The sequence below is a fragment of the Shewanella sp. KCT genome (genome assembly GCF_007636505.1).
GTDB classification, from domain to species: domain Bacteria; phylum Pseudomonadota; class Gammaproteobacteria; order Enterobacterales; family Shewanellaceae; genus Shewanella; species Shewanella halotolerans.
This window is the reverse complement of sequence record NZ_LVDJ01000008.1, coordinates 48249-73315: the sequence shown is the minus strand read 5'-3', so window position 1 is coordinate 73315 and position 25067 is coordinate 48249. Positions and strand designations below refer to the sequence as shown.

Sequence of the window (25067 nt, the reverse complement as noted above, 5' to 3'; positions counted from 1 at the left end):
TTCCATCCTGTAAAGTAGCAGCCAGGCTATGCCTGCTCTGTCAAAGGTTCAACGACCAGGGCAATATTCTCGCGGCAGATCACTCTGACGCGCGCGCCGATGGGGATCTCGCTGCCATCACCCAGTGCTGGCCATTCGCTTCCCTGAAACTCGACGCGTCCCTGCTGCTGTGCCGGGCCGATCACCGCCTTGACGACGGCAACTTGATTATAAAGGTCAAACTCCTCATCGGTATTATCCACATGGGAATCACCACCCACCAAGCGCTGTGTCACCTGACGAAAAGCCAGTAACAAGACGATAGCGGCGATGAACCAGAGCGTCAGGGCCTGCACAAAGCCTTCGACCCAACCTAGGGTCAATGCGCCCGCCACCACCAAACAGGCGGCGCCCAGGAAAATAACGATACCGCCAGGCAGAATGATCTCGGCTAACATCAAGACTAAACCGACGGCAATCCAGATAAAGATAGGATTAGAAAACTCCATATTTCCCCCCTGAAATGAGAGTATCCCTGCCAAGACTATATCAGCTCTTTTCTTGCAATGCGACATATTATGTCATGATACAAATGTGACACAGGCAACAAACATTTAATTTACCTAGGTAAAAGACATTGTTTTGGAATTGGGCACAATGGCGAAATCCCGTATACTTGCGGCGCATAAATAATAGGGCGTGAAAATAAGCCGAAAAGGCACCTTGAGAGTGCCGTGATTGTTTTCAATTCAGCCCCAAATAGCAGTATCAAAAGCTGCCCCAAAAATAATGATAAAGGTAAAAAGATGATGAACAGGAAATGGCTTCTCCTCGCGCTAGTCGCCGCCCAGCCCGCGCTGGCCGATGATATGATTCAATGGTGGGATTTCAGTGCCACCGCCCTCTATGGCGACAACTATGATCTGGCGCCCTCGGAGCGACAAACCACTATTACCCTAGAAACCGCCGGCGGCTGGAAGTATGGCGACTGGTTCGCCTTCCAGGACTTCATCTACTTCAATGGCAATAACGGCGGCAAAGACAGCACCACCTATGGAGAGATCTCGCCCCGCTTCAGCGCCAGCAAGATCTTAGGCAAGCCTGTGGGCGTAGGCGCCATCACAGACGTGTCGCTGGCACTCACCTACGAAGAGGGCGAAGGCCCGGTGAAGAGCTTCCTCTATGGTGTGGGTCTCGACTTCAAGATCCCTTATTTCAGCTACTTCCAGCTAAACACCTATCGTCGCGATGCTATCAGCACAGGCAATCTGAGTGACGGCTGGCAGTTGACCCCAGTCTTTCGTATGGACTTCCCGGTAGGCCACTCGAACATCGTCTTCGACGGCTTTATCGACTGGGTATTCTCGGCCGACAACACTGGCTATGAAGAGAACTTCCACTTCAACCCTCAGGTTAAGTACGACCTGGGCGCGGCCATCTTCGGCGCCCACAAGAAAGATAAGCTGTTCGTCGGTATCGAATACGATTACTGGAAGAACAAGTATGGTGTTAAGGGCATAGATCAGAACACCTACTCGGTGATCGCCAAGTATCACTTCTAAGTTTTTAAGTATGCTTTGCTCATAAAAAAGGCGCCATCAGGCGCCTTTTTTAATCTAGCGAGTTAAGCAGCTAGGCTTAAGCCAACAGCTTCTTCGCCGCCGCTACCACGATAGACACGGCACTGGTCTCGGTCTGCTTCATGGTCGCCTCATCAGGGATCTCCTGCTGAGTACGGTTAACAATTACACCGGCCACACACGCCGCGCGCCAACCTTGAGTCGCACACATGGTGAACAGAGTCGATGACTCCATCTCATAGTTGAGTACGCCCATGTCCTGCCACTCTTTCATCGAACCGGCAAAACGACGAGTCACACGACCCGTCACGGTATCGTAACGCTCTTGACCTGGGTAGAAGGTGTCTGACGAAGCTGTGATACCGATATGAGGCTCAAGACCCGCTTCACGGCTCGCCGCCACCATGGCGGTAGTACATTCGAAGTTCGCCACGGCTGGGAACTCCATAGGTGCAAAGTGCAGACTCGCACCATCTAGACGCACTGACGCCTGAGTCACGATCACATCACCCACGTTAACCTGTGGCTGAATAGCACCCGTGGTGCCGACGCGCAGGAAGGTATCGATACCCAGCTGTGCCAGCTCTTCCACGGCGATAGAGGTCGATGGACCACCGATACCGGTAGAGCAGATCACCAGCGGCTTACCATCGATATAGGCAAGGTAGCTGGTGTATTCGCGGTGACTGGCCAGAAATGTTGGATTGTCCATCAACTCGGCAATACGTTTCACACGCTCTGGGTCGCCCGGAACGATAGCAAGTGTTGCACCATCTAACATCTCTTTCGTCAGGCCTAAATGAAATACATCTGACATTGTGAAAACCCCTTTCAATTTTGATTATAAAATTCTTATTAAATGGACTTTAACCTAGTATGAAAGCCATTAAGGTTAACCTGATCACACTTTCCCCGCCAGTAGTTAGATAATTTGTTGTAATGAATTTACCAAAGCATTTTCGCTAGCAGCACTGAAAATATAGCAAGTCCCACCTAGGCTGCCAGCCACCCGGCAAAATTTATCACTTGCCCAGAGCCGTCGCCGAAAACCTGGTTTTACACCCAAATAAGAATGATAAAATAAGCTTGTATGACAACAGGTTAATTAAGCTGTAGTAAAGCCACGAAAACGAAGTCCCAGGCGGTGAAGTCGATCACAAAACCAGCAAACAGATCGCGCTAGGCTGAAACCATAGCAAAGGGAAATTAACCACTTTTGCTATGACCTCTCACCCATTTTGACCAAGAAGGACGGCCAATATGTTTCCAGAATACAGAGACCTGATCAGCGAACTAAAATCAAAAGACGCGCATTTTCTTAAGATGTTTAACAAACACAACGAACTCGACGACGAGATTAAAGAGCTAGAGCAACATGCGGCCAGCGATTTCACCCCAGAGGTCAAGGTACTCAAACAGCAGAAACTGCATATCAAAGAGGAGCTGCATCAGATCCTTAAGGCACACGACAAATAGTGCGGACATCAGACATTAAAAAGGGCGCCCAGGCGCCCTTTTCTTATCTCTTAGAAATTCTATCTACTACAGATAGTAATCCTTAAGCGGCGGGAAGCCGTTGAAGCAGACCGCCGAGTAGGTGGTGGTATAGGCGCCGGCCGTTAGCCAGTACATGCGATCGCCTATAGCCAGATCCAGCGGCAGGCCGTAGCTGTAGTGCTCATACATGATGTCGGCACTGTCACAGGTCGGGCCGGCGATCACGCAGCGATCCAACTCACCCTGACGCTCGGTATAGATGGGGAATTTGATCGCTTCATCCATGGTCTCAATCAGGCCAGAGAACTTACCCACGTCGGTAAATACCCAGCGCTCCAATGCCGTCTGCGACTTCTTGCTGATCAGCACCACCTCAGACACCAGCACACCGGCATTAGAGAGTAGCGAGCGGCCAGGTTCCAGGATGATCTGCGGCAGCTGATCGCCAAAGTCCTCCTTGAGAAAGTGGGTGATCTGCTCGGCGTAGGTGCCCAGCTCGTTGGTCTTGTCCAGATAGTTCGCCGGGAAACCGCCGCCCAAGTTGATCATCTTCAGTTCGATGCCATGCTCTTCACGCAGACGCTCGAAGATGCTCTTCACCTTGGCGATGGCCGAGTCCCAGGCGCCTATGTCGCGCTGCTGTGAGCCCACATGAAATGAGATGCCATAGGGCTCGAGCCCCAGCGTCTTGGCCAGCACCAGCAGCTCGAAGGCCATTTCATTCTGGCAGCCGAACTTACGCGACAGGGGCCAGTCAGCCGTGTGAGTGCCTTCGGTCAGGATGCGCACATAGACGCGAGAACCGGGTGCCTCCTCGGCAATCATTCGCAGATCGGCTTCGGAATCAGAGGCGTACATGCGCACGCCACGCTCATAGAAGGCGCGCACATCTTTACGCTTCTTGATGGTATTGCCATAGCTGACTCTGTCAGGCGTCACGCCGATGTCGCTCACCATATCCAGCTCATAGATAGAAGCGATATCGAAATTGGCGCCACGGTCACGCAGCAGGGTCAATACCTCCTTGGCCGGGTTAGCCTTGACGGCATAGTAGATACTGGCATAAGGGAAGTTATGCACCATGTCATCATATTGTTTTGCAATGATTTTAGTGTCAATCACCACGAAAGGTGTCGGTTTATCCTGAGCAAACGCCTTGATACGCTCAAAGGTAGCTTGGTCATAATACTCATTAACATCAATCGCTTGAAATTGGCTCATCTCGCCAGTATCTCCGTAGCAGAATAAAAATAATTTAGCGTGATTCGGTTAAAAATCGCTGCGAAGTAAACGCTATTTTTTCGTCGAGATCAACGAATTTTTATGCTTAATAAATAAATTTTTATTCCAAAACGAACAACCTGATTTTCAACGGGATGAAAGCCAAGCTAAGCTATTAATTTTTAAATTAAATTCTGCTAACCATCGGCTAGCACTTTTCGCGCTATTTCACCGCTTCGAGCAGGGCCTTGGCGGAATCGACACTCACCACCTTGACGACCTTGAGCCCCTCCAGGGTGATCACTGTCGCCGTCTCCTTATCACCAGGCAGCAGATGGGTCGCCTCACCCTCCTGATCCAGGCCGATGGCGAAGTTGAGATCTTGCATCTTGGGGATGGCCACGAACTTGGCGATAAGTGATGGCATACCGCTGATGTCAGCAACATAACGCCAGTTACCCGGCATGGGCCCCTCTAAGGACTCAAGTGCCTCCTGGATGATCTCGCCCCCCTTCATGCCGCGGCTAAAGAGTAAAACCTGGGTATTGCTGTTGAGCTCCCACACGGCTTGATGTTGATCCGCCAGGGTGATTGCCTCGATACGATCGCCTGTGGTCAGGCTGCTGGCCAGGCTGGCGGCCGAAAACAGCACGCCCACAGCCAAGAATAGCGCTTTCATAATGCCTCTTTTACTAAGGATTAGGTTACTTAGGGGTGAACTAGACTATATCTTATACTGGCCGCCATGCCCTCGGATGCGTGCCAATTGCTTGATATGCTTCACGCTAATGAGTGTCATGGGACATGAATGAGATATTGGTTATCAAGCCATTGAATATTAAGTAACATACCCAGGTTGGATTCTATGCCCGCGCGATAGTGGTTCGCGGCAAATTTTAGGACGAATGTGATGAACGAAAATGGTCTGGAGCAGGAGCTGGCGCAACTGCAAAATGTCTACAACCTGTTGACCGAGTTTCTGGTGAAATACAGCTTCCAGCTGGTCGGTGCGATGCTTATCTTCCTCTTGGGGCTCTGGGTCGCCAACAAGATCTCCAACCTGGTGGCCAAGCAGTTTGAGAAGCATGAGATAGACATCACCCTGAGCAACTTCGTCTCCAATCTGGTACGCATTCTCATCATAGTCATGGTAGGGGTTATCGCCCTGGGCAAGCTCGGGATCAGCATCACGCCTATGGTCGCGGCTATCGGTGCGGCCTCTCTGGGCGCCGGCCTGGCGCTACAGGGGATGCTCTCTAACTACGCGGCGGGCGTCACCATAATCGTTACCCGCCCCTTCGTTGTGGGCAACACCATAGAGATCCAGGGGGTCAGCGGCGTGGTCAAGAGCATCCACCTGGGACTGACCCTGCTCACCAACGAGGAAGGCGAGGTGATCAGCATCCCCAACAAACATATCGTCGGCGAGATCCTGCACAACTCCTTCAGCGACAAGCTGGTCGAGATACGCTTCAACATCAGCTACGCCAGCGATGCCAACCAGGTGCTGGCCATCGCCCAACAAGTGCTGGATGCCAACGAAGAGGTGAATCAGGAGCGCGCCCCTCAGATAGGGATCAACGGCTTTAACAGTATTGGCTTAGAGATAGGCCTGCGTTACTGGGTGCCCACCAATCGCTACTACCAGAACAAGTATCAGGTCAACCTGGAGCTGATCAACGCGCTGCGCCAGGCTGGCATAGAGATCCCCTGCCCGGTGCGCGAAATTCATATCGAGCGCTAAAGTCATATCGAGCGATAAAGTCATATCGAGCGCTAGCACCAAAGATAAGGCGGCGTCGCCCTAGAGGCCTCGCTGCCACTCCTGGCGCAGGGGCACCAATCCCTGAATCGCCTGCTCGACCTGGGTCAACAGGCTCTGCTTGTCACGACCCAGTATCCCCTTGAGCACCAGATAGTTAGAGGCGTGATCTGACCTGAATATGGTCTTCTCCAGTTCGAGTTCACCCAGCAGCAGCTGCATCTCGCTCAGCAGGCCATGCTGATCCGGCAGTCTAAAATCACCGTCGAACCCGGCGTCCATGCGCGCCTTGCCGAGGGGTAGCGTCACCACCAGGGTCGACAGATAGTCCGGCTGCGCCTCATTCATCAGGCGCGCCGAGTTGAGCGCGTGTTGCCTCCGCAGCTCCACGCCCCCCAGACCATTGAGTATCATCACTGAGGACTTGATGCCGGCCGCGCGTATGCGCTGCAAGGCCAGCAAGGAGGAGTCGAAGGTCTCGCCCTTCTCGATACGAGCCAGCACCTCGTCGTCCCCACTCTCACAGCCCACATACAGCAGGCTTAGCCCCAGCTCTCTGAGCCGGGCGAGCTGCGCATCCGTCTTATTATTGAGATTGCGCGGCAGACAGTAGCTGCTGATGCGGGTCACCTGGGGCAGATGCTCACGGATCAACAGACAAATAGCCTCCAGACGATTAAAGGGCAGGCTCATGGCATCGCCATCGGCGAGGAATACCCGTGAGATCGGCAGGTTTCGCTGGGCGACCCGTTGAATATCCTCTGCAATTTTATCTATTTTTTGTGCACGAAATTGCTTCTGCGGCGCGGTATACATGTCGCAGAAGTGGCAGCGATTCCAGCTACAACCATTGGTTACCTGGAGTATGAGGGACTTCCACTCGGAAGGCGGCCGAAATAACGGCTCGATATAATTAATCATTTTATGCCTGTCTCAAAATGTGACCAAGATGTGAGCATTTTCATAATTTTTCGCTTTCGGGCCCACTTCTCGCCCCATAAATTGATCTCGTTCAATTAATGTTCAATTAAAGTCAGTAAAATGACTGACGTTAATCTAATTAAGATTAATCTTTTAAAACTGGCTGGCGGTGCCAGCATAGAAAGAAATATTGGCTACATCGGCCGACAAACGTGTAGATAATAACATGCAAATAGCACAGCAACTGCAAGACAGGCGAGGGAACGTCCTGCATCATGATGAGCATTGGAGCTCGATGAGTGCGGAACAAAAGATGGCCCTCTATAGCCTGCATCGATACGGGTATCGGCTGTTGTTTGTTCGCCATTTGCCTTCGGGTCCACTGGCGATCATCGCCCAACAGAGCCAGCTGTCGACCATAGACAGATATGGCGAAGTTGAACATGATCCTAAGATCCAACTCAGGGATTAGTTACCGACTCGGTGACTGACGAGCCTAACGGCTTAATTGCCCGAACATAGAGGAGCACGCACTGTGCTCCTCTATTTGCACGTCTCTATGACCCTTTCGTTAGTCCCTTTCTTTAGACCCTTAGTGTGCCCACAGCTCTGCATCAGGCATCCAGCAACATGTCGAGATGGGGAATACCATCTTCCAGATAGACCTCAGACACGGGTCGAAAACCCACTCCTTGATAGAAACCCTTTAGATATTCCTGGGCGCCGATCTGAACGCCCTGGGCAGGCCAGTTCTGTCTGGCGATGGCGATCGCCTCAAGCATCAATGGCTTGGCGACGCCCGCACCGCGAGCCGATGGCGCGACGATGACCCGGCCGATACTGGCCTGGGGGTAACTCACCCCAGGGGCTAAGATCCTCGCATAGGCGACTATCCGTCCCTGCTCATCCAGACCTAACAGATGACGGGTCTCGGCCAGGGTGTCTTTGCCATCCAGCTCGGGATAGGCACAGGCCTGCTCCACCACAAACACATCGACCCTTAACTTCAACAGCTCGTAGAGCCGCTCAAGGCTCAGCTCGGCAAACGCCACACTCTCCCAACGCACAGCTATCCCCTCATTTGTTAATCCCGGCGCCTATCGCCGTTTTTTCAATTACTTCTGCCTAGCCGTTACAGATTAACCGCTTCGGCGTCCATCCCTGCCACGTAAGCGTCTGTTCGGTATACGCCTGCTCTGTAAGCACCTGACCAGTGCCCCAAAAGAGGTGACAGGCTGTGACGCTCACCGCAAATTTCGGCGAGACTTGACCTTGGTCAAATACATGCATTATAAATACACCTAATATTCACATGCCAAATTTACCCCATTCTAAACTAGGAAGCATTCGATTGACGCCGCCTACATTTAGATGACCAAAGTCGTCTGTCATCAGATATTGCGACAACAATTGTTCTTAAAAATAAAGAACTTATTCTAATGGAGTTCATATGAAAAAGATTGCCCTCATCGCTTTTGCAAGCCTAATGTCTCTGACGGCCCACGCCGGTGATATCGAAGCCGGTAAAGCCAAATCTATGCTTTGTGCCGCCTGCCACGGTGCCGACGGTATCTCTCTGGCGCCCATCTACCCTAACCTCAAAGGCCAGAAGGCTCAATACATTGAGAAACAACTGAAAGCCTTCAAGGAAGGTACACGTCAAGATCCTGTGATGACGCCTATGGCCATGCCACTGACCGACGAAGATATTGCCAACCTGGCCGCCTACTTCGAGAGCCTCAAGTAAGCCTTCTCGTCCTCACAAGATAGCACTCTCCCAACAGGTCGCGCCCCGTCGCTCAGGTGACGCGGCCTGTCTTTTCCCTGTCTTTTCCCTGATTATCCCCCCTTCTAAAGCCAGTCGCCGGTGCCCAATTTCTGGGTGATCGCCACCCCAAATCGCCTTGTTTCAATGTGTGTCAAATTAACAAAATCGCGATTTATTTGATCTCAGTCACGTCATAACCATAAAGATGCATTTAGGATGCACCATAAATAACACTAGGTTGACACACCCTGGGACTGACTGTAGGAGCGTTCGAGTGGCAAGATTGATGCACCATGCGAGGCAAGCAAAATGGATTTTATTGACCCTGTTGGCACTCATGCTGGCTGCGCCCAGCTATGCCCTGTTTGTCAGCCCGCCCAAAGATCCCCTGCCCATTCTGCATGAGCTGTTCCCGGAGGCGACACGCATCTCAGACAAGCAGGGCGAGCCAGCCCTGTGGACCATCTACAAAGATCAGCAGATCCTGGGCTATGGCTTCGAGACCAATGATATCGCCCGCATCCCCGCCTACTCGGGCGAGCCGGTCAATATCCTGGTGGCCATCGACCCAGAGGGTAAATACCTGGGTGCCAAGGTGCTCGAGCACCACGAACCCATCATCCTGGCGGGGATCCCAGAGAGCAAGCTGTGGAAGTTTGCCGAGCAATATACCGGGCTGTCGGTCAAAGACAGGCTCAAGGTGGGCGGCAACGAGAAGGAGGGCATAGTCGCCATCGACGGCCTCTCGGGCGCGACGGTGACCGTCATGGTGATGAACGTCGCCATCACCAAGGCCGCCACCCAGGCCGCCATCGCGCTCGGTATCATCGAGCAGCAGGCCGACCAGATCCAGCCTATCTCCACCATCAAACAGGAACTCTTCTCTCCGGCCAACTGGACCGAGCTGACCGGCGATGGCTCGATTCGCAAACTCTACCTGACCCGCGGCACCGTCGACGACGCCTTCGAGGGCACCGCCGCCGAGGAGGTCGACAAGGCCAGCGACGATGAGAAGCAGGAGATGTTTGCCGAGATCTACTACACCCTGGCGGACATCCCTACCATAGGCAAGAACCTCTTCGGCGAGGCCGACTATCAGTGGCTGATGCAGACGCTGCAGCCCGGCGAGCACCTGGTGGCCGTCATGGGCAATGGCTACTCCTTCAAGGGCTCTGGCTATGTGCGTGGCGGCATCTTCGATCGCATCCAGGTACACCAGAAGGATAACGCCATCTCCTTCAGGGATCTGGACCACAACCGCATCAGCGATCTCTACATTCAGGGTGCCCCCAAGTTCAACGAGATGTCAGTGTTTCGCATCGCCCAGCATCACGAGTTCGACCCAGGTAGCAGCTGGCAGTTCGAGCTACTGGTGCGCCGCCAGACCGGCCCCATCGACAGCATCTTCACCAGCTTCAAGGGGCAGTACGATCCGCTGGACAAGTATGTCGACACTCCGGCGGCCATAGTACCCGAGCCGGAGCTCACCATGGTGCAGCAGATCTGGCACGACAGACAGCTGGAGGTGGTACTGCTGCTGATCCTCATGGGTGTCTTGCTGCTGATCCTCTTCTTCCAGGATATTCTGGTGCGTCACCCTAGCTTCATGCACCGCCTGCGTCACGGCTTCCTGGTGGTTACCGTGGTGGTGATCGGCTGGAGCTGGGGCGGACAGCTCTCTGTGGTTAACGTGTTTACCTTCTTGCACGCCCTGATGAAGGATTTCTCCTGGGATCTCTTCCTACTCGATCCCATCATCTTCATCCTCTGGTGCGCCGCCGCGGTGACCATGCTGCTGTGGGGGCGCGCCGTCTACTGCGGCTGGCTCTGCCCCTTCGGCGCCCTGCAGGAGTTGGTCAATGTCATGGGCCGCTACTTCAAGCTGCCGCAGGTTGAGCTGCCCTTCGCCGTACATGAGCGCCTGTGGGCCATCAAGTACCTGATCCTGTTGGCACTCTTTGGCCTGTCGCTGGACTCGCTAGCCATGGCGGAGCAATTTGCCGAAATAGAACCCTTCAAGACCACCTTCTTGCTCAAGTTCGATCGCCAGTGGCCCTTCGTTCTCTGGGCGCTGCTGATGATCTTCTCCAGCCTGTTTAATCGCAAGACCTTCTGCCGCTATCTCTGCCCGCTGGGCGCGGCCTTGTCGGTGAGCAACAGCGTGCGCCTGTTCGACTGGCTCAAGCGCCGCCCCGAGTGTGGCACCCCCTGTAAGACCTGTGCCAAGGAATGCGAGATCCAGGCCATTCATCCCAACGGGGTGATCAACATGCGCGAGTGCCACTATTGCCTCGACTGCCAGGTGACCTATTTCAACGAAGAGAAGTGCCCACCGCTGAAAAAACTGGCGCGCAAACGTCAGCAATACAAAGACCAAGAGATCCCAACGGTCACCGCCGTATAGGACGAATCAACACATATAAGTGCAGGTAACATAACTAAGATGGAGATGGACTATGCAAGATAACAATAACAAACCAGCCAACCAGTTGGAGAACGCTGGTCGACGCGAGTTTATGGGCAAGACGGCCCTGCTGGGGGCGGGTGCAGTAGCCGCCCCCATGAGCGCCGCCATGTTCGCCTCGATGGCCAAGGCCCAGGCGGCCGAGGCCAGTAACAGCCCTGTGGTTCATCCGGGCGAGCTGGACGAATACTATGGTTTCTGGAGCGGTGGACACTCTGGCGAAGTCCGTATCATGGGCCTGCCCTCGATGCGCGAGCTGATGCGTATCCCGGTATTCAACATCGACAGCGCCACCGGCTGGGGCATCACCAACGAGAGTAAGGCGGTCAAGGGCGAAAGCGCCCACCTGATGGCGGGCGACGCCCACCACCCGCACATGAGCATGCAGGACGGCCGCTACGACGGTAAGTATCTCTTCATCAACGACAAGGCCAACACCCGCGTGGCCCGTATCCGTTGTGACGTGATGAAGACTGATAAGATGATCACCATCCCCAATGCCCAGGCCATCCACGGTCTGCGGGTACAGAAGGTGCCATACACTAAATATGTCATCTGTAACGGCGAGTTCGAGGTCCCGCTGAACAACAATGGTAAGGAGACGCTGGAAGATGTCAGCACCTACCGCTCCCTGTTCAACGTCATCGATGCCGAGAAGATGGAAGTCGCCTTCCAAGTGATGGTAGACGGTAACCTGGATAACACAGACGCCGACTACGACGGCAAGTACTTCGCCTCTACCTGCTACAACTCAGAGATGGGGATGAACCTCAGCGAGATGATCACCGCCGAGCGCGACCATGTGGTGATCTTCAACCTGGCCCGCTGTGAAGCTGCGGTCAAGGCCGGTAAGTTCAAGACCTACAATGGCAACAAGATCCCCGTACTGGATGGTCGCAAGGGCTCAGATCTCACCCGTTACATTCCCGTGCCTAAGTCGCCACACGGTCTGAACACCTCGCCGAGCGGCAAGTACTTCGTCGCCAACGGCAAGCTGTCACCGACCGTCTCTATCATCTCTATCGAGAAGCTGGACGACCTGTTCGACGACAAGATTAAGCCAAGAGACGCCATCGTCGGTGAGCCTGAGCTGGGCCTTGGTCCGCTACACACGGCGTTTGACAACAAGGGCTACGCCTACACCACCCTCTTCCTCGACAGCCAGATCGCCAAGTGGAACGTAGAAGAGGCGATTCAGGCCTATCAGGGCAAGAAGGTCAACTACCTGCGCCAGAAGCTGGACGTACACTATCAACCGGGCCACAACCACACCTCTCAGGGCGAAACCCGCGACGCCGATGGCAAGTGGCTGGTGTCTCTGTGTAAGTTCTCCAAGGACAGATTCCTGCCCGTTGGCCCGCTGCGCCCAGAGAACGATCAGTTGATCGACATCTCAGGCGATGAGATGAAGCTGGTGCACGATGGTCCAACCTTCGCCGAGCCTCACGACTGCATCATAGTGCACCGTAGCAAGCTCAAGCCGAAGAAGCTGTGGACCCGTGACGATCCGCTGTTTGCCGATACCGTGGCCATGGCCGAAAAAGATGGCGTGCGCCTGATGATGGACAACAAGGTGATCCGCGACGGTAACAAGGTTCGCGTCTACATGACCTCGGTCGCGCCCAACTACGGCATGAGCGAGTTTAAGGTCAAGCTGGGCGACGAAGTCACGGTAGTGGTCACCAACCTGGATCAGGTGGAAGACGTGACCCATGGCTTCTGTATGACCAACCATGGCGTACAGATGGAGATTGGCCCACAGGCCACGGCATCTGTCACCTTCATCGCCGACAAGCCAGGGGTACAGTGGTACTACTGCAACTGGTTCTGTCACGCCCTGCACATGGAGATGCGTGGCCGCATGTTGGTAGAAGCCTAAGTGAAATACAGGCGTCTGATGCCCCCGCGTCAGGCGTCTGCCTTAACCAAGGGTTAGCGTATACAAAGCGATAAGAACCAAAACGACAGACACCAGAGGTGTAACTGACCTTGAACCACAAGCCAAACAGATCCACCACCAACCCCGGTTTCACCTCCATGGCATTGAGGCTTAGGCTAGCTCATGGTCTGGGCCGCTGCGGCCTACAGATTGTGCAGTTCTGTGGCTTGATTGCACCAAGCCTACTCTCTTTCAGCCTGCTCTCTTTCAGCCCTCTTAGCCAGGCCGCCTATATCGAGGTGAGTCCAGAGCAAGACCTTCAGCAGGTGCTAGATAGCGCCCAGGCGGGAGACGATATTCAGCTGCAGCCGGGTCGCTATCTTGGCAACTTCATCATCAAACAAGGGGTACGCCTTACTGGCGCCGACGACTATACCAGCATCATAGACGCCCAAGGCAAGGGCAATGCCCTGCTGCTGCAAAGCTCCAAGGTCACCATAGAGAGACTCAAGATAGTTAACTGGGGCGACGATCTCACCGCCCAGGATGCCGGCATCTATTCCGATCAGAGCGCCAGCGAACTCATCATCAGAGAGAACCGCCTACAGGGCGACGGCTTCGGTATCTGGCTGCAAAAAGGCAAGGAGATCAAGGTTCACCATAACCGCATTCAGGGCAACCCGGGGCTGCGCTCCGCCGACAGAGGCAACGGCATTCAGCTCTCCATAGTGCAGAACGTCGAGGTCAGCGACAACGAGGTCAGCCAGACCCGCGACGGCATCTACATCATCTCCAGCCAACACAACACAATTAAAAACAACACCATGCATAACCTACGCTACGGGATCCACTACATGTATTCCCACAGCAATCGCGTGCAGGACAACCTGGCCTACGACACCCGCGCCGGTTATGCCCTGATGAGTTCACGTCAGCTCACCGTGAGCGGCAACGAGAGCCGCGACAGCCAGGACTACGGCTTCCTAATGAACTTCATCACCTACTCGGAGATCAGCCATAACCGCATCTACCGGGTCTGGACCAAGCCAGAAAACAAGGTACTGGGCCGCGAGGGCAAGGGGCTATTTGTGTATAACTCGGCCTACAACAGCATTAATCACAACCTGATCGACACCGCCGAGATCGGCATCCACCTCACCGCAGGCTCGGAGCACACCAAAGTATTTGGCAACAGCTTCATCAACAACCCGGTGCAGGTCAAATATGTGGCCAACCGTCAGGCCGAATGGAGCCAGGACGGCAGAGGCAACTTCTGGAGCAACTACCTGGGCTGGGATCTCGACAACGACGGCTTCGGCGATCGCCCCTTCGAACCCAACGACGGCATCGACAAGCTGATCTGGCAATATCCTGAGGCCAAGATGCTACTGGACAGCCCGGCGGTGCTTATCCTGCGCTGGATTCAGACCCAGTTTCCCGTGCTCAAACCCGTGGGCGTCAAAGACAGTTTTCCACTCATGCAGGCGCCACCTCTGGCTGGCCAGCAGGCAGTAATCAATGAGGCAGAGTGACACAATGCAAGCATCTTCTCCTTCAAGGCCCATCGTCTCCCTGAGCGGCGTCGCCAAGCGCTACGCCAAGGTAACGGCCCTCGAGCGTATCGACTTCGAACTCTTTCCCGGCGAAGTCATGGGGCTGTTCGGCCATAATGGCGCGGGCAAGACCACCATAATGAAGCTGATCCTGGGGATCATCCCGGCCTCGGACGGTCAGGTAAAGGTATTCGGCCAGGATCCTCTCTCCAAACAGGCCTTCGAGGCGCGCAAGCAGGTCGGCTACCTGCCGGAGAATGTCAGCTTCTACGATCAGCTTACCGGCCGTGAGGTGCTGCGCTACTTCGCCCGTCTAAAGTCTGTACCCAAACAGGCGATCGAACAGCTGCTGGACCAGGTAGGCCTGACCCACGCCATGGACCGTCAGGTGAAGACCTACTCCAAGGGGATGCGTCAACGTCTGGGACTGGCCCAGGCCTTCCTCGGCAGCCCCAAGCTGTTGCTGCTGGATGAACCGACCGTGGGGCTGGATCCCATCGCTACCCAGGAGTTTTATGCCAGCGTCGATAAGCTCAAGAGCGAGGGGGCCAGCATCATACTCTGCTCCCATGTGCTGCCGGGCGTCGAGCAGCATATCGACCGCGCGCTGATCATCTCAGGCGGCCGCCTGCTGGCTAAGGGTAGCCTGAGCGAGCTCAGACAACAGGCAAAACTCCCCGTCGCCATCAAGACCCAGGGACTCAACGGCGCCCTGAAACAGGATGCCCGCTTCACTCCCTATCTCATCGCCCCGGATCAGCTGCTGGTGCCCGAGCAGGAGAAGCTCGCCATCATACGTCAGCTTGTAGAACTGGATCAGCTGGGAGATATTCGTGTCGAACCGGCGGATCTGGAACGTGTCTACCAGCACTACCTGGGTCAGCGCCCAAATATGGCGCACAAAGGGGGCAAAGAAATCGGAATAAGCCATCAAGGAGGGCAGATACAATGAATGCCATTCTCGCCGTCGCCATCAAGGAGTTTCAGGACGGGCTGCGTAATCGCTGGCTGATCTCAATCACCCTCATCTTCGCCGTGCTCTCCCTGGGACTCAGCTACTATGGCTCGGTCGCCTCTGGGCAGCTGGGCACGGCGTCGCTGTCGTCCACCATCGCCAGCCTGTCGAGCCTGGCGGTGTTTCTGATCCCGCTGATAGCCCTGCTGCTGGCCTACGACAGCTTCGTCGGCGAGCAGGAGGCCGGCACCCTGCTCTTGCTGCTCACCTATCCTATCAGCCACACCCAGCTCTTGCTGGGCAAGTTTGTCGGCCAGGGCGCCATCATGGCGCTGGCCACCAGCCTGGGCTTCGGTAGCGCAGCTGTGCTACTGGCCAGCCAGTCCGACGCCAGCGCCGTGCTGCAGAGCTTCGGCCTCTTCATCGCCACCGCCATCTTGCTCGGCCTCTGCTTTATCAGCATCGCCTATGTGATCAGCCTGTCGGTGAGCGAGAAGTCCAAGGCCGCCGGGCTGGCGCTGATGCTCTGGTTCTTCTTCGTGCTGGTGTTCGACCTCGCCCTGCTGGCGGTATTGGTCGGCATAGAGGAGGGACTGAGTCAGCAGCAGCTGGTGCAGCTGATGATGCTCAATCCGGCGGATCTCTTCCGCTTGGTGAATCTGGCCAGCCTGGATACCAAGGATATCAACGGTGTGCTGGCGGTGGCCATCAACAGCAGCATGTCGGCCGGCGGCCTATTCTCATTACTACTCGCCTGGGTATTCGCCCCGCTCTCTTTAGCCGCCCTCATCTTTAACAGGAAGACACTCTAATGCGCCAAACCAGAATGCACCAAACCAGAATGCGCCAAACCAAGCTTACCAATTCGCCACTTTTCATGGGTCTCGTCAGTCTCCTCCTGCTGGGGCTGAGCGCCTGCGGGCAAAAGAGTGAGCATAACGCTATTCGTGAGGCGGTGGCCATGGAGCACGGCGACGAGTGTCACCTTTGCGGCATGTTGATCGGTAACTTCCCCGGCCCCAAGGGCGAGCTCTATCTCAAGACAGAAGAGACGGTGAAGAAGTTCTGCTCCACCCGGGATCTGTTCAGCTTCCTTTTGGACCCCGAGTATCGCAAGCAGGTCAAAGAGATCTATGTGCACGACATGGCTAAAAGCCCCTGGCAGGCGCCGCGGGACAGTCACTTCATCGACGCCAGACAGGCCTGGTATGTGGTGGGCTCTAGCCAAACCGGCGCCATGGGCAAGACCCTGGCCAGCTTTGGCAAGCAGCAGGATGCCGAGGCCTTTGCCGCCGAGTTTGGCGGCCAGGTTTACCCCTTCGGGCAGATCAGCCTCTCTATGCTCTAGACTCTCTATGCTCTAGCTGGCAAAGAACTAATGGCTAGGCGGCGTCGGGCTTAGGCTTGCGGATCATCAGCACGGCCACCACGGCCAGCATCAGCAGCACTGAGATGATCAGAAACACATCGTTGTAGGCCTGAATGTAGGCCTGCTGGGTCATGGTTTTGGCCAACATGGCCTTGGCCTGCGCCTGGGCGGTCACGGGATCCGAGCCTGCCTGCACAAACAGCTGACTGGTCTGCTGCAGATATTGATAGGCCTGGCCGCTCACCGCCGCCACCGTCTGTTTCATGTCCGCCAGATGGGTGCGCGACTGATTGTCGACCAGGGTGGCCACCAGGGCGATGCCGAAGGCGCCGCCGAGATTACGGATCACATTGAGCACAGTCGAGGCCGACGGCGTCTGCTGGGCACTGATGTGCATGGTCGCAATGATGCCAATAGGCACCAGTATGAAGGGCTGACCAAGGGCCCTGACCACCTGCGCCGCGATCATCTGCTCGCCGGCAAAATCCAGCGTCATATGGCTGTTCATGTAGTAGCTCAGGGCAAACATGCTAAAGCCAAAGGCGGCCAGGTACCGCCCGTCGAATCTCTGCAGCAATCTCGGCACCAGGGGCAGCACCAACAGCTGAGGAAAGCCCATCCACATGATCACCTCGCCGATCTCCAGCGGACTATAGTCATGGATCTGCGACAGATAGAGGGGGATCATGTAGATGGCCGAAAACAGCGCCATCCCCAGCAAAAAATAGGCCAGGGTCGACAGGGCGAAATCACGCTGCCCCAGTAGCCTGAGGTTCACCAGCGGCGATGACTTTCGCAGCTGAATAAAGACAAACAGGGCTATGTTGATGGCGGCGACGATCGCTAGATTCTGGATCAGCTCTGAGCCAAACCAATCCTTACGATTGCCCTCCTCCAGCACTACCTCGAGGCAACCCATGCCCAGCGCCATGGTGACTATGCCGGAGTAATCGGCGTTCTTCAGCTTATCCCAATCGATAGCCTGAGCTCTCAAACCATAGGCCAACATGACCATCACCAGCAGTCCGGGAGGAATATTGATATAGAAGAGATAGTGCCAGCTAAACTGCTCGGTGAGCCAGCCCCCCAGGGTGGGGCCGATAGATGGCGCGAAGGTAGCGGTGACGCCAAACAGCGCCATGCCCGTGGCGCGTTTCTCCTCGGGGAGCAGCTCCAGGATGAGTCGAAAGGCCAGCGGGATCAGCGCGCCGCCGAAGAAGCCCTGCAGGGCGCGAAAGGCGATCATTGCCTCCAGGTTCCAGGCCAGCGAACAGAGGAAAGAGGCTAAGATGAAGGCCGCCGTGGTCCACAGCAGATAACGTCTCACCGACAGCCCCTGACTCAGCCAGCCCGATAGCGGGATGGCGATCATCTCGGCCACCAGGTAGGCGGTGGCGATCCAGGAACCCTCCTCTAACGTCGCGCCCAGGCTGCCCTGGATCTCCTTCATCGAGGCGTTGGTGATCTGAATATCCAGGATCGCCATGAAGGCGCCCAGCAGACCGGCAAACACGGCGACCCAGGAGCGAAAACTGCCGCGCTCATAGCCCTGGGGGCCAGCGACTTGCGGTGTAGCGACTTGCTCTGCTACCTCAGCAGGACTCTCTTGGGCGACACTCACGCTGCTCATTGGGTGGCCTTAACCGAAACCTGCTTACGATTGCTGGCGATCACTGTGTCTTTCGGCGCACCTCGGGTATCCACCTTCACCACGGCGCTGAGGCCGGGAACTATGTTGGTCTGGTCATCCAGATCCAAACGGATCCGCACCGGAATACGCTGCACTATCTTGGTAAAGTTACCGGTGGCGTTTTCCGCCGGTAACAGGCTGAATTTGGCGCCAGAGGCGGGTGCCAGGCTATCGATCACACCAGTAAAGCTCTGGTTGGGAAACGCGTCGAGATGAACCTGAACCAACTGCCCAGGCTGCATATGCTGGATCTGGGTCTCCTTGAAGTTGGCGGTGATCCACACCGCGCCATCCGGCACCAAACTGTAGAGCGACTGCCCCGGCTGCACATACTGGCCGGTCAGGGCGCCGCGCTTGCCGATCACCCCCGAGAAGGGAGCTCGAATCTGGGTATCGGCCAGCTGGATCTCTGCCAGCTCAAGGCCCGCCTTGGCCTGCGCCACCTGTGACTGACTCTGATTCAGCTGAGCGTTAAGCACCGCCAGCTCAGCCTGCTTGGCCACCAGGGCCGCCTTGGCCTCATCCAGATGGCCCACGGCCGAATCGAAGGCGGCAGTCGCCTGATCCACCTCATCTTGTGAGCTGTAATCTCTGTGCTTTAGCTTGGTGGTGCGTTTGAGCTGCTGCTCGGCGCGGATCTTCTCCGCCTCGGCGCTGGCCACACCGGCGGCCGCCTGGCGTATGATGGCCTGTTGCAGCGTCACCTTGGCCGACAGGGTCTGCAGCTCTGCCAGACTACTCTCCAGGCTCGCCTGACTCTGGCTCACCTTGGCACGGTACTGGTTCGACTCCAGCTCGGCCAGCAGCTGCCCCTGCTCCACATGCTGGTTATCTGTCACCTTAGCGGTCACCACATAACCCGGCACCTTAACACTGATATTAGAGATATCGGCCTCTACATAGGCGTTGTCGGTCGATTCGATAAATCGAACCTGACTCCACCAGTAGTAGCCTCCAACTACCACAGCCAATAACAGCAGTGGTAGCACGATAAATATGCGACGTTTTGACATCCAATCCCCACGGATAAACACCTTGATTAGTATTTGATAGTTTACTACTGTCTTATAATGTTTATTAGTCAGTTAAAAAATTACCAACTGTTTCACAGGTGTAACAATAGATGGATTTGAATCGCATTCAGATGTTCGCCCAGGTGGTGGATAAAGGCAGCTTCACTTCGGCCGCCAAGGCGATGGGACTCACCAAGGCGACGGTGAGCCGTAAGATCGCCGAGCTGGAGACAGATACCGGGGTGCAGCTCTTGTATCGCACCACCCGCGCCCTCAAGCTCACCGAGGCGGGAAGCATCTATTACAACAAGATCCAGCGGATCCTCATGGATCTGCAGAGCGCCGAAGACCAGCTCAGCGCCAGCCAGGAGACCATCAAGGGCAACCTCAAAATCGTCTGCCCGATAGAGCTGGGGCAGCTGTTCTTCGGCCGCATCTTCGCCCGCTTTCTCGAGGCGCATCCCGAGATGACCCTGGACGCCGAACTGACCAACCGTAAGGTCGACATGATAGAGGAAGGGATAGATATTCTGTTTCAGGTCTCAGATGTGCGCGACCCAAGGCTGCAATCCTACCGGGTGCTCAACACAGACAAATCTCTGGTGGCCAGCCCAGACTATCTGGCCCGCCACGGCACGCCAGCCACACCGCAGGATCTGATCGACCACAAGGCGATTCGCCTCAAATCGACCCACATCGACGGTGGCTGGAGATTGTTCGATGGTCAGCAGTGGATCACCATAGAACCCGAGGCCCAGCTGACGGTCAACAACGTCACCCTGGCCCGTGAGGCAGCCATCGAAGGATTGGGGATCGCCACGGCGCCAACCTTGGTGGCCCAGGCTGCCATCGACGAGGGGCAACTTATCCCATTGTTGACCGACTTTCCCATGGCGCAGACCGCCATTACCCTGAGCTTTCCCCGCCGCGCCTACCTGCCGCGCAAGTATCGCGCCTTCATCGAGTATATCTATCTGTCGCTGTTCGACCGCAGGCCCGGCGAGATACTGGAGATCCCAGATTTCATCACCCCGCCCCAGCGTTAGGGAGTTGCCGCGCCACAGTTTTGACAAAATAAGCAGTGGAGTCTGCAAAATCGTCGACAAAGCTGCTAACATTGGGCCAATTTTTTTCGCTTAAAGAGATATCGCAAGATGGGAAGAGCATACCAGAACCGCAAAGAATCTATGGCCAAAACGGCTGGGCAAAAGACGAGACTCTACTCTCGCTACGGCAAAGAACTCTATGTTTGCGCAAAGAACGGTGGCTTCGATCCTGACGGCAACCTGGCACTGCGCCACATGATCACCAAGGCTAAGAAAGATCAGGTTCCTGCTCATGTCATCGAACGCGCCCTGGAGAAAGCCAGAGGCGGCGGCGGTGAAGACTATGAAACGGCGCGTTACGAAGGCTTTGGTCCAGGCGGCACCATGGTGATCGTCGACTGTCTGACCGACAACGGCAAGCGTACCTTTACCGAGGTACGTCAGGCCTTCGTGAAGAACGACGCCAAGCTGGGTAGCCCAGGCACAGTTGGTCACATGTTCGACCATCAAGCGGTATTTGCCTTCAAGGGCGAAGATGAAGAAGCCGTACTGGAAGCCTTGATGATGGCCGACGTCGATGTGGCCGACATCGAGGTAGAAGATGGCATCATCAGCGTGTTCGCGCCAAACACTGAGTTCTACAAGGCCAAGACGGCACTGAACGAAGCCTTCCCTGAGACAGAGCTGGAAGTGGAAGAGATCGCCTTCGTGCCACAGACCATGACAGAACTCACCGACCCGGAAGTGATCGCTCAGTTCGAAAAATTCCAGGCCGCACTGGAAGATTGTGACGACGTACAAAACGTCTACCACAACGCCGACATCAAGGCCTAATTTTACGCACTCGTTTTACGCATAAGCAGAAACCGAGTTAACGCCTTTTCGACCAGCCAATCTGGTCGAAAAAACACCTAGAGCGATTCGTCGAACCCGTTGATGAATCGCTCTTTTTTTAGCCAACCCGATCGTGATTTTCCCGTAGGTTTTTTGACTCTCGCCAAGGCCTTGGCGTTTAGAGTAAGTGCTCACCACCCTGGCAATTAAACTTTATTCATAGTGCACCTTTTAGCCCTGTTTTAGGTGGACTTGGGCGTCTGTTCGCCTATTCTTATAGCTGACTTATAAAAGCAAGAATCAACCCCGCCGAGACTCGCTGCCTCCCCTTAGGGCATCGCGACCTTGGCCACCTTGATTAACCAAGATGATAAACAGGTAACCTATGAAGTATTCAAAATCGATTATCGCCATCGCACTCACCAGCCTACTCGCGGCCTGTGGTGGCAGCGATGACACACCAGAAACACCTAAGACAGGTGTCTTCAGCCTGGGGGTATCGGACAACCCTGCCGATGCTAAAGTGGTAAATATCGCCTTCAAACAGGTGGTACTCAAAGGAAGCGATGGCTCCCTGTCATTCGATGTATCAGAAAATGGTGAGCTGAAACACGTTGACCTGCTGACGGTACAAGGCCAAGAGGTCGAGACGCTGGTAAGCGGCCAGTCTATTCCGGTCGGCGAATACCAGATGTGCATCTATATGCAAAACAGCGAAGTGGCCGACACCAACAGCTCTTACGTGAAAACCATGGATGACATGGACGCGGGTCTGGTCACCAACAGCAACGGTAGCTGTGGCGGCGTAGGCGCCGAAGAGGAAGGCACGGGTCGTCTCTTCTTCAACAAGGCCTTCACCATTGCGGCCGGTGTGAACAACTTCGTCGCCGAGTTTAACCTCTCTCAAGGCCTGCAGGCACCGCACGGCAACAAGGACTACTGGACCCTTAAGCCTACCGCAGTACAGCTGGTTAACAACGCCGAAGTCGGCGCCATTCACGGCATGGTCGACACCAGCGTGATGGAAGAGTGTGAAGCCGCCGCCGGCGGTTCAGAGTTCAGCCCTGCCGTCTACCTCTACCCAACGGCGACCTTGCTGGATAACATGCTGGACTTCCGCCCCGAAGCCGACATTGCCGAGCCGCAAGTGGCACCTATCGCCTCGGCCCGCGTCAACCCAGTCACCGACGAGACAGAAACAGTGGTGGGTTACGAGTATGAGTTTGGCTTCGTCGCCGCCGCCAACTACAGCCTGGGCTACACCTGTCTGGCACAGAATGACGATCCTGAAATGGCCAACGGCGTAGATGACGTCGACGCGCCTTTCTTCATTCATGTGGATGAGCAGGACGTGACCGTTACCCAAGGCACTACCACCGAGCGTGACTTCGACGCTGCCGAAGTACCTGCGCCATAAGCCCTTGGACTAAGCATTTATTTGTGAAGTAACCAATATACAGACAGCAAAAAGGCACTCTCATGAGTGCCTTTTTTATTGGCTTAATGCGCTATCTCGATATTAAGAACAGCAATCCCGGCGCCACCAGTTCTTCGGCAGCTTGGCCAGCAAGACTTTAAGCATCAAAATCGCCAGTATGATCCCCGAGGCATTTACTACCAGGGACGGCAACAGGTTATGCTGCTCACCCACCTGAGGCATCACCTCGAAACCAAAGGTCGCTACCAGATAGTTTACCAAGACGCCCGATACCAAGGCCACACCCAAGACGCCACCCAGGTAGCCATAGAGGGCACGTTTCCCCAGCTCCTTGGTTACCACCCCCAGGGTAGCGATATTGGTCGCCGGCCCCGCCAGCATGAAGACCAGCACGGCGCCTGGCGATACCCCTGCCAGCAATAGACCGGCAGCAATCGGCGTCGACGCCGTGGCGCAGATATACATGGGCACAGAGATCAGTACCATCACCAGCATAGCCAAGATGCCATCGCCCCACTTGGCCATGAAGTCACCCGGTACATAGGTCTGCACCAGGGCCGCGAAAAAGAGGCCGATCAACAGCCAGACTGTGGTGTCACGCACCAAGTCAGTCGCCGCATAGTGCAGGCCCTTGCCCATGCGCGCCAGCACCGAAGTGCCCTTAAGCTCGCTAGCGACATCTTTGGTCGATTCACAGCAACTTTCCCCCTGATCTGAACTCTGCTTATCGGCTTTAACACTCGAGCAGCATGAGCTCGCCGCCTTCACCTCTTGCTTACTGCTACAACATGAGCTGACCGGCTCGGGGGCCACCTTGCTGGCGCAGCATGAACCGCTCGCGGACTTAACCGCCTCAGGTTTAACCAAAGCTACTGACTTAACCACCGAATCTGAGCTCACGGGGCGCATCATCATGGGCGAGGCATCCGCCGTCATGCGCACAGGCGCACTCGGCTTATCACCGCAGCAACTCGATGACTCAGCCTTATCGAGCGACTTTTCATCAGGCTTTTCGGCAGCCTTACTGCTGCAACAACTGCTGCTCGCCTTAACCTTGTCTGCGCCGTTTTGCTTAGAATCGGCCGATCGCGTAACTTCCTCTGCCTTAGCTTCATCATTGTCACGGCCCACCAGCAGACCGGCGACTATGGCACTGGTGACCGCGGCGATGGGTCTGACCACCGCCATGAAGGGACCGAGCAGCACATAGGAGACACTTACAGAGTCGATGCCCGTCTCAGGGGTGGACACCAAGAATGAGGTGGTGGCGGCCTTAGAGGCGCCCGAGCGGCGCAGACCGACGGCGGCAGGGATCACCCCGCAGGAGCACAGCGGCAGGGGCGCGCCTAACACGGCAGCCTTGATAGTGGTCTTCACCCCGTGGCCGCCCAACTGCTTCTGCATCCAGGTCATAGGCACAAACATCTTCAACATACCGGCAAGCACCAGACCCAGCAGCAGCCAGGGCGCGGAATCGAGAAAAAGATCGATAAAATTAGATAACAACATAGGTTAACCCTTTAGCTTACAACTGGTTTTATATTCGGTTTCGCCGTGATCATGGCTGTGGTTCTCACACTTCACCTCGACATTAGACTCGAGCGCCTCCAGGATGGAGCAGTGTTCGGCGCTTTCCGGGCCGCCACAACAGGCATCGGATAGCCGCTGTAGAGAGACTCGAAAATGGTTCAGCTCGGCGATCTTCTCTTCCACATTGGCCAGCTTGATATCCACCATCCCCTTCACGTCGGCGCAGGCCCAGTTGGACTTGTCCAGATCGATAGATAACAGCTCGGTGATCTCCGACAGAGTGAAGCCCACCGCCTTGGCCCGCAGAATGAAGCGCAGACGTTCGGCGTCCTGTTCTGTGTAGAGGCGATAACCCGAGTCGCTGCGCATCGACGGCGACAAAAGGCCATGTTTCTCATAGAAACGCAGGGTATCGGCCTTGACCTCACACTGTTTGGCTAACTCTCCAATACGAAACATCTTGCCTCCACGGCGCCTTTTTCATTGCGATAGTGCCAGTATAAACCTTAGAGTTAAATCTAAGGTCAAGGGTTATTCTGTCGTAAATTACAATCTGTTGCTTGTTCGC

At 55.4% G+C, this 25067-nt stretch carries 24 protein-coding genes; 14 read left to right on the top strand and 10 right to left on the bottom strand.

Annotation, left to right across the window (positions count from 1 at the left end; genetic code table 11):
• Positions 1–26 precede the first annotated feature (26 nt).
• Positions 27–488 (bottom strand): NfeD family protein, encoded by a 462-nt coding sequence (locus tag AYI87_RS12685; RefSeq protein WP_144202571.1) that lies wholly within the window; start codon positions 486–488, stop codon positions 27–29.
• Between the two features lie 300 nt (positions 489–788).
• Between AYI87_RS12685 and AYI87_RS12680 the strand changes: the two genes are divergently transcribed.
• Entirely contained in the window at positions 789–1541 is a 753-nt protein-coding gene (locus AYI87_RS12680) for an ion channel protein Tsx (protein ID WP_041407482.1), read from the top strand.
• Between the two features lie 76 nt (positions 1542–1617).
• Here the strand turns inward: AYI87_RS12680 and udp are convergent, their stop codons facing one another.
• Positions 1618–2376: a uridine phosphorylase gene (gene udp / locus AYI87_RS12675; protein WP_011867186.1), complete on the bottom strand. Its 759-nt coding sequence runs from the start codon at positions 2374–2376 to the stop codon at positions 1618–1620.
• A gap of 443 nt (positions 2377–2819) precedes the next feature.
• Here udp and AYI87_RS12670 point away from each other — a divergent pair, with 443 nt between their 5' ends.
• A complete protein-coding gene (locus AYI87_RS12670; protein ID WP_011867187.1) occupies positions 2820–3035 on the top strand; it encodes a YdcH family protein in 216 nt (71 codons plus the stop codon).
• A 66-nt stretch (positions 3036–3101) separates the two neighbouring features.
• On the opposite strand, the gene AYI87_RS12665 is transcribed toward AYI87_RS12670, so the two are convergent.
• Both AYI87_RS12665 and AYI87_RS12660 read right to left on the bottom strand, forming a co-directional pair.
• Complete coding sequence (locus AYI87_RS12665) at positions 3102–4277, bottom strand: type III PLP-dependent enzyme (RefSeq protein WP_011867188.1); 1176 nt, start codon at positions 4275–4277, stop codon at positions 3102–3104.
• A 223-nt stretch (positions 4278–4500) separates the two neighbouring features.
• Positions 4501–4956, bottom strand: a complete 456-nt coding sequence (locus AYI87_RS12660) for a hypothetical protein (protein WP_144202569.1) — start codon at positions 4954–4956, stop codon at positions 4501–4503.
• A 231-nt stretch (positions 4957–5187) separates the two neighbouring features.
• On the opposite strand from AYI87_RS12660, the gene AYI87_RS12655 reads away from it, so the two are divergent.
• Entirely contained in the window at positions 5188–6021 is an 834-nt protein-coding gene (locus AYI87_RS12655) for a mechanosensitive ion channel family protein (protein WP_144202567.1), read from the top strand.
• 60 nt (positions 6022–6081) lie between these two features.
• Here AYI87_RS12655 and AYI87_RS12650 read toward each other — a convergent pair whose 3' ends face one another.
• Positions 6082–6960, bottom strand: coding sequence for a radical SAM protein (locus AYI87_RS12650; protein WP_144202565.1), 879 nt, complete (start codon positions 6958–6960; stop codon positions 6082–6084).
• 295 nt (positions 6961–7255) lie between these two features.
• Between AYI87_RS12650 and AYI87_RS12645 the strand changes: the two genes are divergently transcribed.
• Positions 7256–7432, top strand: coding sequence for a hypothetical protein (locus AYI87_RS12645; RefSeq protein ID WP_258406130.1), 177 nt, complete (start codon positions 7256–7258; stop codon positions 7430–7432).
• A 142-nt stretch (positions 7433–7574) separates the two neighbouring features.
• Here the strand turns inward: AYI87_RS12645 and AYI87_RS12640 are convergent, their stop codons facing one another.
• Positions 7575–8027 (bottom strand): GNAT family N-acetyltransferase, encoded by a 453-nt coding sequence (locus AYI87_RS12640; protein ID WP_144202561.1) that lies wholly within the window; start codon positions 8025–8027, stop codon positions 7575–7577.
• A gap of 383 nt (positions 8028–8410) precedes the next feature.
• Here AYI87_RS12640 and AYI87_RS12635 point away from each other — a divergent pair, with 383 nt between their 5' ends.
• From AYI87_RS12635 to AYI87_RS12605, 7 genes are all read left to right on the top strand, one after another.
• Entirely contained in the window at positions 8411–8707 is a 297-nt protein-coding gene (locus tag AYI87_RS12635) for a c-type cytochrome (protein WP_144202559.1), read from the top strand.
• 358 nt (positions 8708–9065) lie between these two features.
• A complete protein-coding gene (nosR, locus tag AYI87_RS12630) occupies positions 9066–11132 on the top strand; it encodes a transcriptional regulator NosR (RefSeq protein ID WP_260865138.1) in 2067 nt (688 codons plus the stop codon).
• A gap of 52 nt (positions 11133–11184) precedes the next feature.
• Positions 11185–13071 (top strand): TAT-dependent nitrous-oxide reductase, encoded by a 1887-nt coding sequence (gene nosZ / locus AYI87_RS12625; protein ID WP_144202555.1) that lies wholly within the window; start codon positions 11185–11187, stop codon positions 13069–13071.
• A 158-nt stretch (positions 13072–13229) separates the two neighbouring features.
• Entirely contained in the window at positions 13230–14603 is a 1374-nt protein-coding gene (locus tag AYI87_RS12620) for a nitrous oxide reductase family maturation protein NosD (protein WP_186300625.1), read from the top strand.
• Positions 14604–14607: 4 nt separating this feature from the next.
• Positions 14608–15576, top strand: a complete 969-nt coding sequence (locus AYI87_RS12615) for an ABC transporter ATP-binding protein (protein WP_144202553.1) — start codon at positions 14608–14610, stop codon at positions 15574–15576.
• Positions 15573–16391: an ABC transporter permease gene (locus AYI87_RS12610; RefSeq protein WP_144202551.1), complete on the top strand. Its 819-nt coding sequence runs from the start codon at positions 15573–15575 to the stop codon at positions 16389–16391. The genes AYI87_RS12615 and AYI87_RS12610 overlap by 4 nt, the downstream gene beginning before the upstream one ends.
• A complete protein-coding gene (locus tag AYI87_RS12605) occupies positions 16391–16927 on the top strand; it encodes a nitrous oxide reductase accessory protein NosL (protein WP_260865135.1) in 537 nt (178 codons plus the stop codon). The genes AYI87_RS12610 and AYI87_RS12605 overlap by 1 nt, the downstream gene beginning before the upstream one ends.
• Positions 16928–16961: 34 nt before the next feature.
• Here the strand turns inward: AYI87_RS12605 and AYI87_RS12600 are convergent, their stop codons facing one another.
• On the bottom strand, positions 16962–18578 hold the full coding sequence (locus AYI87_RS12600) for a DHA2 family efflux MFS transporter permease subunit (protein WP_144202549.1): 1617 nt from the start codon (positions 18576–18578) through the stop codon (positions 16962–16964).
• Positions 18575–19651 carry an HlyD family secretion protein gene (locus tag AYI87_RS12595; protein ID WP_144202547.1) on the bottom strand — a complete coding sequence of 359 codons (1077 nt, stop codon included), beginning with the start codon at positions 19649–19651 and terminating at the stop codon, positions 18575–18577. Before AYI87_RS12595 ends, AYI87_RS12600 begins: the two co-directional genes overlap by 4 nt.
• 110 nt (positions 19652–19761) lie before the next feature.
• Between AYI87_RS12595 and AYI87_RS12590 the strand changes: the two genes are divergently transcribed.
• From AYI87_RS12590 to AYI87_RS12580, 3 genes are all read left to right on the top strand, one after another.
• Complete coding sequence (locus AYI87_RS12590) at positions 19762–20697, top strand: LysR family transcriptional regulator (protein ID WP_144202545.1); 936 nt, start codon at positions 19762–19764, stop codon at positions 20695–20697.
• Between the two features lie 108 nt (positions 20698–20805).
• Complete coding sequence (locus tag AYI87_RS12585; RefSeq protein ID WP_011867204.1) at positions 20806–21531, top strand: YebC/PmpR family DNA-binding transcriptional regulator; 726 nt, start codon at positions 20806–20808, stop codon at positions 21529–21531.
• A 385-nt stretch (positions 21532–21916) separates the two neighbouring features.
• Positions 21917–22948, top strand: coding sequence for a DUF4382 domain-containing protein (locus AYI87_RS12580; protein ID WP_144202543.1), 1032 nt, complete (start codon positions 21917–21919; stop codon positions 22946–22948).
• Between the two features lie 102 nt (positions 22949–23050).
• Here the strand turns inward: AYI87_RS12580 and AYI87_RS12575 are convergent, their stop codons facing one another.
• Positions 23051–24478 carry an SO_0444 family Cu/Zn efflux transporter gene (locus AYI87_RS12575; RefSeq protein ID WP_144202541.1) on the bottom strand — a complete coding sequence of 476 codons (1428 nt, stop codon included), beginning with the start codon at positions 24476–24478 and terminating at the stop codon, positions 23051–23053.
• Between the two features lie 3 nt (positions 24479–24481).
• On the bottom strand, positions 24482–24958 hold the full coding sequence (gene zntR, locus AYI87_RS12570; RefSeq protein WP_011867207.1) for a Zn(2+)-responsive transcriptional regulator: 477 nt from the start codon (positions 24956–24958) through the stop codon (positions 24482–24484).
• Positions 24959–25067: the final 109 nt, after the last annotated feature.

What these genes read in the sequence shown, in the direction of transcription:
- AYI87_RS12585 (WP_011867204.1), top strand. Translation starts at nt 20,806, where the DNA reads ATGGGAAGAGCATACCAGAACCGCAAAGAATCTATGGCCAAAACGGCT.
- AYI87_RS12655 (WP_144202567.1), top strand. Translation starts at nt 5,188, where the DNA reads ATGAACGAAAATGGTCTGGAGCAGGAGCTGGCGCAACTGCAAAATGTC.
- AYI87_RS12670 (WP_011867187.1), top strand. Translation starts at nt 2,820, where the DNA reads ATGTTTCCAGAATACAGAGACCTGATCAGCGAACTAAAATCAAAAGAC.
- AYI87_RS12685 (WP_144202571.1), bottom strand. Translation starts at nt 488, where the DNA reads ATGGAGTTTTCTAATCCTATCTTTATCTGGATTGCCGTCGGTTTAGTC.
- nosZ (WP_144202555.1), top strand. Translation starts at nt 11,185, where the DNA reads ATGCAAGATAACAATAACAAACCAGCCAACCAGTTGGAGAACGCTGGT.
- AYI87_RS12680 (WP_041407482.1), top strand. Translation starts at nt 789, where the DNA reads ATGAACAGGAAATGGCTTCTCCTCGCGCTAGTCGCCGCCCAGCCCGCG.
- AYI87_RS12605 (WP_260865135.1), top strand. Translation starts at nt 16,391, where the DNA reads ATGCGCCAAACCAGAATGCACCAAACCAGAATGCGCCAAACCAAGCTT.
- AYI87_RS12635 (WP_144202559.1), top strand. Translation starts at nt 8,411, where the DNA reads ATGAAAAAGATTGCCCTCATCGCTTTTGCAAGCCTAATGTCTCTGACG.
- AYI87_RS12580 (WP_144202543.1), top strand. Translation starts at nt 21,917, where the DNA reads ATGAAGTATTCAAAATCGATTATCGCCATCGCACTCACCAGCCTACTC.
- AYI87_RS12650 (WP_144202565.1), bottom strand. Translation starts at nt 6,960, where the DNA reads ATGATTAATTATATCGAGCCGTTATTTCGGCCGCCTTCCGAGTGGAAG.
- udp (WP_011867186.1), bottom strand. Translation starts at nt 2,376, where the DNA reads ATGTCAGATGTATTTCATTTAGGCCTGACGAAAGAGATGTTAGATGGT.
- AYI87_RS12595 (WP_144202547.1), bottom strand. Translation starts at nt 19,651, where the DNA reads ATGTCAAAACGTCGCATATTTATCGTGCTACCACTGCTGTTATTGGCT.
- AYI87_RS12575 (WP_144202541.1), bottom strand. Translation starts at nt 24,478, where the DNA reads ATGTTGTTATCTAATTTTATCGATCTTTTTCTCGATTCCGCGCCCTGG.
- AYI87_RS12620 (WP_186300625.1), top strand. Translation starts at nt 13,230, where the DNA reads ATGGCATTGAGGCTTAGGCTAGCTCATGGTCTGGGCCGCTGCGGCCTA.
- AYI87_RS12615 (WP_144202553.1), top strand. Translation starts at nt 14,608, where the DNA reads ATGCAAGCATCTTCTCCTTCAAGGCCCATCGTCTCCCTGAGCGGCGTC.
- AYI87_RS12645 (WP_258406130.1), top strand. Translation starts at nt 7,256, where the DNA reads ATGAGTGCGGAACAAAAGATGGCCCTCTATAGCCTGCATCGATACGGG.
- AYI87_RS12600 (WP_144202549.1), bottom strand. Translation starts at nt 18,578, where the DNA reads ATGAGCAGCGTGAGTGTCGCCCAAGAGAGTCCTGCTGAGGTAGCAGAG.
- AYI87_RS12610 (WP_144202551.1), top strand. Translation starts at nt 15,573, where the DNA reads ATGAATGCCATTCTCGCCGTCGCCATCAAGGAGTTTCAGGACGGGCTG.
- AYI87_RS12665 (WP_011867188.1), bottom strand. Translation starts at nt 4,277, where the DNA reads ATGAGCCAATTTCAAGCGATTGATGTTAATGAGTATTATGACCAAGCT.
- nosR (WP_260865138.1), top strand. Translation starts at nt 9,066, where the DNA reads ATGCTGGCTGCGCCCAGCTATGCCCTGTTTGTCAGCCCGCCCAAAGAT.
- zntR (WP_011867207.1), bottom strand. Translation starts at nt 24,958, where the DNA reads ATGTTTCGTATTGGAGAGTTAGCCAAACAGTGTGAGGTCAAGGCCGAT.
- AYI87_RS12590 (WP_144202545.1), top strand. Translation starts at nt 19,762, where the DNA reads ATGGATTTGAATCGCATTCAGATGTTCGCCCAGGTGGTGGATAAAGGC.
- AYI87_RS12660 (WP_144202569.1), bottom strand. Translation starts at nt 4,956, where the DNA reads ATGAAAGCGCTATTCTTGGCTGTGGGCGTGCTGTTTTCGGCCGCCAGC.